Raw genomic sequence first — 12197 nt, 5'->3', positions numbered from 1 at the left:
TAAAAAGAGCTTGACAAAATCACTTGAACAGTAAATGAATTTTAAAAGCCAAAATACCGATTTGCTAGCGCGTCTGTGCAATCTTTCAGTGATGAATAACCACAGGAGCGGAAAGTACTAGAAAAATCCTTAGAAGCGATGATGGAACAGAATAGACACATAAAGAATCTAACCACATCCATACAACGAAAAAGACTCTTTTAGCTCGGTCTTGGTCATGATCTTAAAGCGTTCCTCAATTGTTTTGGACGACCAGTTTTTGAACTGTTAGAGCCTCCGGTAGCCAGTATTAAAAAAACAGAAATTACTAGATTAAAACCGTTCATAACCTCTTATATATTAAAAATGACCCGAATAAAATTAATAGTGGCGTTCTTCTGGCTTACGTTCGGTTTCTCCCAGAGCTTAAGTAAATTATACAACAAGGTTAGTGAATCTGTGGTATTGATTAAGACTTGGCAACCTAGAGAATTGGGCCGGGGCGAATTGTCAATGATTGTGCCGCTGGAAGGCATCGGTTCCGGATTTGTGGTTTCAAATGAGGGCGACATCATGACTGCCTCACATATAGTGCAACGAGCTTCATTGGTTCGGGTTAAATTTTCAGACGGTGAGGAACTTCCGGCCAAGGTAGTATACTCTTATCCCTTTGCCGATGTAGCACTTATAAGACTTACCGAACAGAAAAGCACTCCCCTTTCGGTAGCTCACCTAACGGACTCGGATGACGTTAAAATAGGAGATCAGGTTTTTCTCATTGGGGCTCCTTTTGGACTGGGGCATTCCCTTTCGGTCGGGTATGTCAGCGGTATACACGCTAGACCAAATTTTGCTAGCGGATTTCCTATTGCAGAGTTCATACAGACCGATGCAGCAGTTAACGAAGGTAGTTCCGGTGGGCCGTTGTTCAATATGAAGGGCCAGGTAATTGGTGTTGCTAGTTTTATATTGAGTAATTCCCATGGTTTTCAAGGGGTATCCTTTGCAGCAACATCTAATATCGCACAAGAACTATTGGGTGAAGAGCATCCCATTTGGATAGGGATAGATGCTACTATACTAAGTGGGTCTTTAGCAGAAATATTTAATCTACCACAGGAAGCGGGGATACTAGTACAAAACGTGGCGCCATTCTCCTTAGGGGAAGCCATGGGTCTTTATGGTGGTTATAGTAAATGACCATAGACGATGACGAATTTATAGTTGGTGGCGATATTCTGTTGACTCTGGAGGACATTCCCTTGATTAATAGGCAAAACCTCGGAAGAGCTTGGTCGCTTTTGCAAAATTTTAAATCCGGTGATACTGTAGAAGCGACTATTTTAAGAAAAGGGAAGGTTATGCGGTTATTGGCGAAAATTCCAAAAAGGTAATTAAGGAAAACCCAAAAAAAATAAGGGACAAATTTAACAAATGCCTAAAATAATTACACTTACCATGAACCCTGTGGTTCAGAAAGATACTGCTGTAGCCGGTATCATACCAAATACTAAGTTAAGGTGCGACCCACCTGTTTACGATATAGGTGGAGGAGGTATCAACGTTTCGCGCGTTCTAAAAGAGCTAGGCTCACCATCTTTATGCATGCATTTATCTGGAGGTTCTACTGGGGATCATCTTAGACAAATGATAGCAATGAGAGAGATAACACAAAAAGCTATTTCAATTGAAGATAGGACTAGGGATTACCTGTCGGTTACTGACACCCTTACCAACTTACAATATCGGTTTGGGGTTCCTGGGCCACATGTGCAAAAACAGGAATGGGAAAAAGTACTAACGCAACTGCAAGAAAGTTTGCAAAAGGGGGATATTCTGGTAGCTAGCGGTAAACTACCCCAGGGGGTGCCTTCGGATTTTTATATAAGGGTTTCGAAAATAACCGATAAAAATGGGGCAAAGCTTATTATAGATACCTCTGGTGATGCATTGCTCCCAAGCAAAAAGGCCAGTATTTTTATGATGAAGCCAAATTTAAAAGAGTTTAGCATTTTAATGGGTGTTGAATCAATCTCGGCGTTACACTTAGATTCCTTAGCGAAAAAGTTTTTAACTCAAAATAAATGTGAGGTTCTAGTTATTTCTTTGGGCGCCAAAGGAGCGTTACTTGCTACAAAAGAGTTTGTAGAATATATCCCCTCACCAGTTGTCCATCAAAAAACTACTATTGGAACTGGTGATAGTATGGTAGCCGGCATGGTATACAGTCTAGTACAGGGAAAATCACTAAGGGAGATGGTCCACTATGGAGTGGCCTGTGGTGCGGCAGCCACCATGCGTTCTGGCACTCAATTTTGCAACAAGTATGAGGTGGAGGACCTGTACGAATGGTTAAAGAAAAATTGTTAAAAAATATAAAAATACCATAAACTGACCTAGGTCATTTTAAGTGGTACCATAAGCGCATATTTTAGTGGTCTGGAAATTAAAAATAAGTTCTTTGAAAAATAATAATTTGGATTTTAATCGGGGGAAACTAAATCCAAAAAACAAGAAGAGGTAACGAAAACTCTTTTATACCATTTGAATTCTGAACGGATTTAGTAATAAATTCTACTAGATGTCAGTGTAAGCGGAAATTGGGTTGAAATATTCTCTTCTTAGATACCGGATCACTTCGGTGATCCGGTATCTTATACAACAGGAAGGTATTGACTTATATTTTTGCAAGAAGATATAGGTTAAAGTAAAGAAAAGGATGCAGTTGGTGCCCAAATTGATCAGTTAGGTCATTTTAGCAATAAAGTGATTTAAAAGATTGATAGACGGTACAGATGAATTTCATTTCTTTATGGAAAACAGGAGGCTTCGGCTTCCTGTTTTTTCTCTTTGGAAGTCATGAAAAAGCTCCTAAGCAGTAATGCCTTAGCAGCTATAAATGGGTATTGCATTAATACTTAAGTTCAGAATTCCAAGTGTATACGCGGCTAGTGCGTTCCAGCTTGATCTGCATTCAAAAATTTAAGTAATGTGATACCAATTAAAAGGACTGGGATATTTCGGTTTCTCGGTCCTTTTTATACTATTACGGAAAGGTCAATATTGTTGCAAGGCGATAAAGGCCGGAAAGGGTTCGGATTATTTTTTACCCATATCGCCCCTATATCATTTTAGAGATAAGATGACTTAAGGATTGATTGAAGGTTTATAGTAGAACGAACGCTTCAAAGGAAACAGGAGACCAGAGGTCTCCTGTTTCTGTTTATAAACTTGTCAAATTTACGATACTTGTACAGCCTTGAAACGGGCCTTTTTAGGAAGTCAAGATATTCTTTAAGGCGCAAGCTCTACGGCTGATAGAGGTCATTGTTATCACAACCTCAGGTTCATATTTTTGCTCCATAAAATATAAATATCATGAAGAAAATCGCTTGTATCCTCACTATACTTATGACTACGGCATGTTCCTCAACACGATTTGTGGACAGCTGGAGAAACGAAGAAGTTGAAATCTTCAGTCCTCAAAAGCTTTTGATTATTGGTATGACGGATAACCTTACAGCACGCAAAATTTTTGAGGAAAAACTAAAAGAAGAGTTTATGTCCAGAGGAATCAATGCTTACGAAAGCAGTGTGGCCATAGATCAATCCTTCACAGCTGTAAAAAGGAGCGAAGAAGAAATAGAGACTCTAAAGGAAGAGCTTTTGCAAAAAGGTTTTGATGCTGTTGCAATTACGGCAATTATAGGGGTAGATGACAAAACAATGCATAGGGGCGGATATTACACCTTTGGGTACAACTGGTGGTATCGTTTCGGACCATATTTTTATAGGTTTCAGGATATCTATTACACGCCAGACTATTACGAAGATTACAAAGTTTTTCATATTGAGACTTCAATTTATAATATCAAGGATGATAAGGATAAATCCTTGGTCTGGGTCGGTACTTTTGATATTATTGATCCTGTTAATATTACCTTGTCCGTTAATGATTATGTAATCCGCATCATCGAACAACTGGAGCGTGAGGCTCTTGTTAAAAGATTGTAATGGACCAAAAGAAATAATTACAGGATTGGCTAATCACTAACAGTTTTTATGCTTAATAACTCAAAACCATATATGTTTCTTTTCCCATTGGTAGGCATGGGATTGTTCCTAGTATTATATCTTTTGGCGGCCTTGAATTATCCAGGAGGTTCATGGGCTTTTCCAAAGAGAGAAGGCTTTAGTTTTAGGCATAATTATCTCTGTGATTTAATGGATAATTATGCTATTAATGGAGAGGTCAATTCGGCCAGACCCTACGCCATATTAGCTTTAGCTCTGTTATGTATAGCTCTTTTTTGGTTATGGAGAAATTTACCTATGCTGTTCAGGGAGTATAACTTTAATCAAAAAGTAATGAAAACCTCAGGCTTTATATCGTTACTAACATTGGTTTTTCTAGCCATTGGCAATCACGATAAAATTGTAAGGATTGCAGGATTTTTTGGGGTTATCGCTTTTGTAACCTGTTTCATCGAGCTATTTAAGACCGGCCATAAAAATCTCTTCGTTTTTGGCATTCTCTGTCTTTTGGTGTTTCTAATCAATTTTTATATTTATGAAACTGGTTTATTCCTTGAAACGCTTCCCGTAATTCAAAAAATTACATTCCTAATGTTTATAAGTTGGTTTATTTTTTTGGACGTTACGCTGTATCGAAAAGCAACGCTAGCCTTTTAAAAGGTTCTATGAAATTCTCAAATAAACTAATTGAACTATTCTACTTTTTCTGAAAAGAAAAGATTAAAAAGGCGGTACTTTTCGTTATCAAAACGTTTTGTGAAAACATCACTTTTTCGCGTAAGACCGTCTTCCATAAGATAGCTTAAAGGTTCTAGGATATGAAAATTCCTAAAAACTTCTTTTGAAAGTGCTAATATCGGTAAGGCCAAGATCATGCCAGCAATACCCCACATGACCCCTCCAACAAAAAGCCCCAGAATAATGAACATGGGGTTTATTTTGATACTGCGACCCATTATATTCGGCGAAATAAAATTACCCTCAATTTGTTGTACAGTAATATATAGAACCAAGACCGCCAGAGGTTGCCAAACAGTATCTGAAACCATTAACATATAAAAGAAAGGCAATATACCTCCAACGCTGGTTCCCACATATGGGATAATTTCAAGAAAACCTGCCAAAAAACCCCAAAAGAACGGATAGGGAACTCCAATTAACCACAATCCAGATCCAATTAGAAGGCCAAGAATGACTACAACCAATCCTTGCCCCAACATATAACGTTTGGTAAGGTTTTCTACCTTGTCCAATAATCGCGTAACGGTTTCCCTGCTTTTGGCATTTACCTGTACGAGTAAAAAATTCTTAAAAGCGGATCGGTACAACAACATAAAATAGGTAATCACCACAATCAATATTAAATTGGCCAAGACGTTGGTAGTGGATTGCAGGCTTCCTCTTAAAACACTTATGGAAAAATCGGAGACCTCCAGAATGTTCTCAGATAACCAACTAGCAGTAGCATCACTTTCTAAATTGAATTTGCGATCTGACCAATCGGAAACCAAGACAACGATATTTTTTAACCGTTCTCGAACGGATGGAAGATTATTAAAAAGTATTCTAGTTTGGTTGAAGAAGAAGAAAAGAATAATGAATAACGGTATAACCGCTAGTACATACGAGATAAATATGGCCAAAACCCTAAAGCGAAATTTCTTTTCAAAAAAAGTAACTATGGGTTTTAGCATCAAGGCAAAAAAAAACTGAAGACTATCGGGACCAGAATTACCTTAGCCTCTATAAAAATCCAGATAACCGCTGTAGTGGTAAATACCAGATAAAAAGTATTGGCCAGATTTATGGTATATTTCCTCATTGGTTTTGGTGGTGTTTCGATTAAAGTAGCTTGAACCTTTCCTTGACCTTGAACATAACTTTTTCAACTACCTCTTCGGGAACCTCGATAATTTCAGCGATTTCATGCTTGTCCTGATTTCCAAAAATATGCAGTTCAATTACTGTTTTACTTCTTTCGGGGATGGTAGTGTACAATATCCCAAGAGTCCTTCTTTTTTCTTCTGATAGTAGTGCACTTTCATTAAGCCCAAGCTTTCGTACTAATTGCTTTTCTAAAAAATCATCTAAATGAATCTCTTTTGACCAAGCCTTTTTTTGTTTATAGGAAATATCGTCCAAATCCTCAAAAAGTATTCGATCTCCGTCCGCTTCGGTCGTGAAATCTTCGTTCAATGTTTTAAGTTCCGCTTTTAAAAGGGAATGGGTGTTTACTTCATCGGGTACTTCCTCCGCTTCTTTCCCCTCTAATTTTTTAATTGCCTTTCTAAACAGTGATCGGCGAAGTTTTATCGCATCGGTTTCAGAAGCAAAATCCTGGAAGGCTTCCAAATAGACTTCATCCAACATTTCATCTGTATCGTAGAATCCCTTGTCCAGCAGCCCTTGATATTCTGCAGCTTTTAGACTCCCCGTCATAAACCTTTTTAAGTCAGGAATAATGTTGGCGATTTTTTTGTAAAACTGTTCAAACTGAATTTCCTTCTTATCCTTTTGTAATTCTTTATTAGACATCATAAACGTGGTTCTGTAGATTAGTTGCAGTCTACTTTGGTAATTAACTCATTTGAGTTTCCAATTGAGACAACTTGGTATAAAACTAGGGGTAAATCGTTGGGATAAAAATGACATCTATCAGTCCGAACCCAATTATTTAATAGATGGTGATCTATGGTATTTCAGAATAACAGTTCAGATATCCCTGTTGCTTATTAGTAATTTTTAAAGTAAATACCAGCTACAGTCTTTTACTCTTCTTACTAATTATCCTCCATTGCACGATATTTAAATTTTTGTCCACCTACAGAAGCTTCGTACATTAAACCACCCTTGGTCATGGTAAATACGGCTACCCCATTTTGGTAAGCGACATTGGCAGAAGCACCCAGCGTTACCGCTACAGCGGAGACTTGCCCGGCAAATTTAAGTTTCCCTCGTTTAAACCTTTTCATAGCCTTTTCATCTTCAAAGAATATAAGCTCACTATAGACCTGCCCGCCAAGCTGGAAGCCCACGGTGACTTGGGTCAAGGTGACCCGTCCTATGGCAGCGTCCGCTTGGAACACGATTCCCGATCCGTGGGCACCTCCAATGCCCACTGCACCTTTTCCGACTTCCGGAAAAACTGCATATCCGTAAGCCTCTTCAAAAAAATTCTCCAATTCAGGGTCTTTTTCCTTGAACATTTTTATGGCTTCTCGCGCCTTAGTTTCAAGCTCGGGATTCCATCCGCCTATCTGTGCCTGTACAGAGTTACAAAAGCAGACTAAGAATACGGTCATACTTAAAAGCCATAGACAATTCCTAAGTTCTATTTTCATTTTCATGATCCTTCTTTTATTCAATTTTGTCCTATTTACTTCTTAACTCAGAACCCGTTCTTGCGAACTGCATAGCAACGGCAGCAAACATCACTACTCCTTTACAACCTCCATAAGCCCAAAAACGTTCCCCTCGGTATCCTTACAGGCAGCGATGTAGCCAATATTCGGTATAGCGGATTTAGGCTCATGGATTTCTCCACCAAGTTCTTTCACCTTAGCTATGGCTTCATCAATGGAATCCACCTCTATAAAATTAGTAATTTGCTGATCTGCCTTTTCCCTTTTTGCTATACCGCCACCAATTCCTTGCTTTCCAGTCTTTGCCAAAGTTTCAATAAGATAATATTCTTGAGGGCCAGTAGGATATTTTTCAATTTTCCAACCAAATAATTTTTCATAAAAGTTTTTAGCCCTGAGCACATCGTCCGCAGAAATATCAAAATGTATGATAGATGCCATCTTTATTTTTTTAATAAGTGATTAATCAATTCGATTTTGAGGGATAAATTTGGTTCTTTCTAACCTTTCGGGAAATGACCAAGGTCACTTTTGCCATTTCCGACCGGAAATTAATGAATAGGGTTTCGGAGGGTCATATGTATAAAATTTCCAACCCTTATTGAACGTGTACTTTGAACCGTTACGTCTTTAAATCCTGTAGAAAAACTGATGCCAGGATAAGTATTGATAGTACACTGTACGCGCTAAGGTATAATTTGCCTTACGGAGAATTCTTTTGCATTTCAAACAAGGCACAAGATTTGATACCGGGTGTAGTCTAACTTTCTCAAATAGAAAATTTCAAAGGACGGCACTGAAATAAAAGAGTTGATGATTGCCCTCCCTAAAACTCAGCAGGGGTACCTTACTGTACGATTCCATTTTTTTTACTAGATCACCATGAAACCATTTCTTAAAGATTCCCTTGTGTTCTCTTTCTAGCATAACGACCATGTCTGCTTCGACGTCGTCGAGATAAAGTCGAAGCGAATGCAAGATATTATCGGAAAACATATACTTGAATTCTATTTCTTCGTAATTAACCTTTTCTTGAAGCATGTCCTTGAACCATTCCATTTGTGTTTCTCCTTCATATTCATCTTCGGTTACAATGTGTACCACCTGTATTTCTGCCTTAAAAACCTGGGCAAGTTCTGTTAGTTTACGAATGGCGTATACATCTTCCTCCTCAAATGCCGTGGCGTATACAATTGTTTTTAACGGCACTTGTCCGGCATCCTCAGGAATTGCCAAGATAGGACAGGGCGCTTTTTCAATGAGATTCTTGGTAGTACTACCTATAATAATTTCCTTTAAAACGTTTTCGCCTTTCATACCCGCCACAACCATTTGAGCGTGCCATTCTTCTGCAGTTGAAAGAATACCGTTCATCACAGATTTATTTTCAACAGGTTGAAGCTGTACATTAGGCCCTTTCCAGCCTGGCTCCAGATGTTCCTTACAAAAATCCTCCAATTTTGTACGATGTGTTTTGAACGCATTCTTTTCCAATTTGGGAAAAGGTTCGGAAAGTACTGTAGATCCTAAAATAGTTGGGTATTTGAATACATGGCAGACCACCAACCTATAATTTAATCTTTCGGCCAGAAATTTGGAATACTTTAAAGCGGCAACCGAATTATCCGAGTAATCCGTAGCATACAGGATGGTTTTCATACGTTCAATTTTATTTCTTAGGGGTCATACTTCGATTTTGCTCAATAAACGAATGTAATTGGCCATTGAACAATTACTCACGAAATGGATTTGTTAACTCTACGTTGTTCGAGTAACTAAGATTTAAACGGGTTCAACGCAACGATAAGTCTAAAACGTCCAGATTCACTTCGTTAAAACTCAATAACGGTATTTCACCATAAGAGTGCATTTTTTTCACTAAATCACGATGGAATATTTTTTTAAGAAAACCATGTTTTTCTCTTTCGAGCATAACGACTAAATCGGCATGGGCTTCTTCTAGATAATCCCTAAGGGATTTAAAAATATCTTCCGAGAAAAACAGTTTAAATTCAAGATGTTCGTAGGTAACTTTCTCCGATAATGAATTTTGGAACCACTCCATTTGTGTCTCTCCCGCATATTCGTTTTTGGTAGAGATGTGGACTATTTTTATTTTAGATTTAAAACGCTCTGCCAGTTCGACCGTTTTTTGAATGGCGTAAACGTCTTCCTGCTCAAAATCGGTAGCATAAACAATTATTTTAGGAGCGATGAAGACTGCTTCCGAAGGAATGGCGAGTACGGGGCATGCTGCTTTTTTAATCAGTCGCTTCGTCGTTGTGCCCAATAACACATCTTGTAAAGCACTCTCGCCCTGAGCACCAGCAACAATCAGATCGGCCTGCCAATCTGCAGCAACGCCCAAAATACCGTCCAGAATAGCCAAATCCTCGACAGGTGCGATTTTTATGTTCATGCTTTTCCATTGCTCGCCCAAATGCTGTTTGCAGAAATCCTCTAATTTTTCACGGTGCGTTTTGAGGTTTTCCTTTCTTATATCCGGCATTTGTTCGGCAAAGCCACCATCAATAATTATGGGAAACCCAAAAACATGTGTAACCACCAAATGAGCGCTAACCAGTTCACTCAGTTTTTGGGCATATTTTAAGGCGGCCACAGAATTCTCGGAATAATCAGTGGCGCATAGAATCGTTTTCATGGTATTTAGTCTTAGTTAACTCAAATGTAAATTCTAAAAACGGCCCGGTAAATGATTTTTATCATATCTAGTACTTTATCATCTATAACGTTATTGATTGCAAATCGGCCGCATGTGAAGTGTCAATATCCATACATCAAAAACGTTATTGGTCGAATCTAGCTCCTCTCGCCAAACCATCGACTTGCCTTTTGCTGCTTTCTGACGAGTTTGAACTTTTTGATGGAGTGCGCCTGTATATGATTTTTCATTTCATCTACAGAATCGGTAATGAACAACAGCTTCATATCTTCCTTGTCAATGCTTTCCTTCTCTGCCATGATTTGAATATGTTGGTAGAGTTCTTTATGGTACTCTGAACCGAATATGACTACGGGAAAGTCTTGAATCATCTTGGTCTGTATTAAGGTGATGGATTCAAAGAGTTCATCCAAAGTACCCATCCCGCCTGGCATAACCACAAAGGCGTAGGAGTATTTGACCAATAGGAATTTGCGCACAAAAAAGTAGCGGATGTTAATCCATTTATGCAAATACGGATTTGGTTTTTGTTCAAACGGTAGAATAATATTACAGCCAACGGAATACCCTCCGGTCTCATATGCACCCTTGTTAGCAGCTTCCATAATACCTGGTCCACCACCTGTCATGACAGTGAAACCCATTTGAGCCAAGGCTGCACCCACTTTTTCGGCTTGTTTGTAATAGGAATTGCCAGGTTCAAATCGTGCCGAACCAAAAACCGTAACGCAAGGTCCTAAAAAGTGCATCTTTCTAAACGCCTTTATAAAACTGAACATGACCCTGAACGTAAAAAATAGTTCGTTCAAACGCGAACGTGGTCCGCTTAGAAATTTGGATTCTGCAGGGCTTAGTTGGTTCGTATTCATTTAAATAAGTATTAATCGACGAAAGAGAAAAAAGACACAAAGTCAAGAATTTCTAAGTGGCACGAATCTATGATTTCAAAAAGCATGCTCCGTTGTCATATGGCCTAGTTCTTTGAGTCTTCTGTAATGGGATGCTAGCGCATCGAATATGGTAGGCTTGCTATTGTAGTTCAAACCGAATTCCTTAGCGGTTGACTCTACTATGGCTGCAATAGCGGGATAGTGAACATGGCAAATATTACTGAACATATGATGTTCAACTTGATAATCCAACCCCCCGATATACCAACTCAACGGACCATTGTTTCTGCCAAAGTCGGATGTCGTGTGCAATTGATGAACCAACCATTCGGAATGGACAATATTATCCTTATCGGGCAAAGGTTGAGAGGTGCCCTCCACTACATGGGCCATCTGAAAAACCGTAGTCATTATAACACCCGCGGTCATTTGCATGATTACAAATCCTACCAGCACTTGCCAAAAATTAATATTGGTAAAGAGCAACGGCAAGCCAAAAATAATGCCGAAGTAAATGAGCTTTGTTGCCAAAAGTTTTGTGAACTCTAAGGTTGGACTGGATTTCTGTGCTTGAGTAATGCCTTCACGATTATGTTTCAACAACACACCAAAGTCCCCGAACAAGCGTAATATTGTGGCAAAACCATATAGGAAAAAGCTATACAAGTGTTGAAAACGATGGTAGCTTTTTAACTGGGAATGTTCACTTAAACGTACTACGGCCTTTGTGGAAATGTCAGGATCAAAATCGAACATATTGGTAAAGGTGTGGTGCTGAATATTGTGTTGGATCTTCCAGTTGAAAGTATTACTGCCCAACAAGAACATGGTGGAAGCGGCCAGTTTATTTACCCACTGCTTAGAGGAGTACGCTCCATGTGCGCCGTCATGCATGATGCACATACCTATACCGGCTTCGCCGATTCCCATTAGCACCACCATGCCCAAAGCGGCCCAAAGCGATAATTCCAGGCTAAGTATCAGAATAAATGGTCCCAAATACAGGCTTAGCATGACCACGGTTTTAAGGTACATGTTTAAATTGCCATGTATTGAAATTTGATTGTCTTTAAAATACGTACGGACTCGTTTCCGTACTTCTCTTGAGAACGCTTTTTCTGTTGGATTTTCACTACGGAATTGAACTACATCCATAATAATATTTTAGTTTAAAAAATGAAAAAACTTTATTTATTAGCTATACGAATTGGTTATGAGCCACTTCAATTTTTTCTTTGACCACAATAA

The 12197-nt window shown here is 38.8% G+C and carries 13 protein-coding genes; 5 read left to right on the top strand and 8 right to left on the bottom strand.

Annotation, left to right across the window (positions count from 1 at the left end):
• Positions 1-345: 345 nt before the first annotated feature.
• The 5 genes from N8A89_RS10690 to N8A89_RS10670 all read left to right on the top strand — a co-directional run bounded on the left by N8A89_RS10690 (position 346) and on the right by N8A89_RS10670 (position 4671).
• On the top strand, positions 346-1179 hold the full coding sequence (locus tag N8A89_RS10690) for a S1C family serine protease (RefSeq protein ID WP_281542257.1): 834 nt from the start codon (positions 346-348) through the stop codon (positions 1177-1179).
• Positions 1176-1373, top strand: a complete 198-nt coding sequence (locus tag N8A89_RS10685; RefSeq protein WP_281542256.1) for a hypothetical protein — start codon at positions 1176-1178, stop codon at positions 1371-1373. The genes N8A89_RS10690 and N8A89_RS10685 overlap by 4 nt, the downstream gene beginning before the upstream one ends.
• 40 nt (positions 1374-1413) lie before the next feature.
• The gene (locus N8A89_RS10680; protein ID WP_281542255.1) at positions 1414-2349 is read left to right on the top strand and encodes a 1-phosphofructokinase family hexose kinase; all 936 of its coding nucleotides are present in this window, start codon (positions 1414-1416) and stop codon (positions 2347-2349) included.
• A 1008-nt stretch (positions 2350-3357) separates the two neighbouring features.
• Positions 3358-3993, top strand: a complete 636-nt coding sequence (locus N8A89_RS10675) for a hypothetical protein (RefSeq protein ID WP_289644298.1) — start codon at positions 3358-3360, stop codon at positions 3991-3993.
• A 72-nt stretch (positions 3994-4065) separates the two neighbouring features.
• On the top strand, positions 4066-4671 hold the full coding sequence (locus N8A89_RS10670; RefSeq protein ID WP_289644297.1) for a hypothetical protein: 606 nt from the start codon (positions 4066-4068) through the stop codon (positions 4669-4671).
• Positions 4672-4706: 35 nt separating this feature from the next.
• On the opposite strand, the gene N8A89_RS10665 is transcribed toward N8A89_RS10670, so the two are convergent.
• From N8A89_RS10665 to N8A89_RS10630, 8 genes are all read right to left on the bottom strand, one after another.
• On the bottom strand, positions 4707-5711 hold the full coding sequence (locus N8A89_RS10665; RefSeq protein WP_281542251.1) for an AI-2E family transporter: 1005 nt from the start codon (positions 5709-5711) through the stop codon (positions 4707-4709).
• Positions 5712-5856: 145 nt separating this feature from the next.
• Entirely contained in the window at positions 5857-6552 is a 696-nt protein-coding gene (locus N8A89_RS10660; protein WP_289644296.1) for a hypothetical protein, read from the bottom strand.
• A gap of 242 nt (positions 6553-6794) precedes the next feature.
• A complete protein-coding gene (locus tag N8A89_RS10655; protein WP_281542249.1) occupies positions 6795-7361 on the bottom strand; it encodes a lipid-binding SYLF domain-containing protein in 567 nt (188 codons plus the stop codon).
• Between the two features lie 87 nt (positions 7362-7448).
• The gene (locus N8A89_RS10650; protein WP_281542248.1) at positions 7449-7817 is read right to left on the bottom strand and encodes a VOC family protein; all 369 of its coding nucleotides are present in this window, start codon (positions 7815-7817) and stop codon (positions 7449-7451) included.
• Positions 7818-8159: 342 nt separating this feature from the next.
• Positions 8160-9035 carry a universal stress protein gene (locus N8A89_RS10645; protein ID WP_289644294.1) on the bottom strand — a complete coding sequence of 292 codons (876 nt, stop codon included), beginning with the start codon at positions 9033-9035 and terminating at the stop codon, positions 8160-8162.
• Between the two features lie 133 nt (positions 9036-9168).
• Positions 9169-10038, bottom strand: a complete 870-nt coding sequence (locus N8A89_RS10640) for a universal stress protein (protein ID WP_281542246.1) — start codon at positions 10036-10038, stop codon at positions 9169-9171.
• Between the two features lie 158 nt (positions 10039-10196).
• On the bottom strand, positions 10197-10928 hold the full coding sequence (locus N8A89_RS10635; protein ID WP_281542245.1) for an LOG family protein: 732 nt from the start codon (positions 10926-10928) through the stop codon (positions 10197-10199).
• Positions 10929-11003: 75 nt separating this feature from the next.
• Entirely contained in the window at positions 11004-12104 is a 1101-nt protein-coding gene (locus N8A89_RS10630; RefSeq protein ID WP_281542244.1) for a fatty acid desaturase family protein, read from the bottom strand.
• Positions 12105-12197: the final 93 nt, after the last annotated feature.

The sequence above is a fragment of the Maribacter aestuarii genome (genome assembly GCF_027474845.2).
GTDB classification, from domain to species: domain Bacteria; phylum Bacteroidota; class Bacteroidia; order Flavobacteriales; family Flavobacteriaceae; genus Maribacter; species Maribacter aestuarii.
The sequence above is the reverse complement of the archived record's forward strand: the minus strand, read 5'-3'. Positions and strand labels throughout refer to the sequence as shown.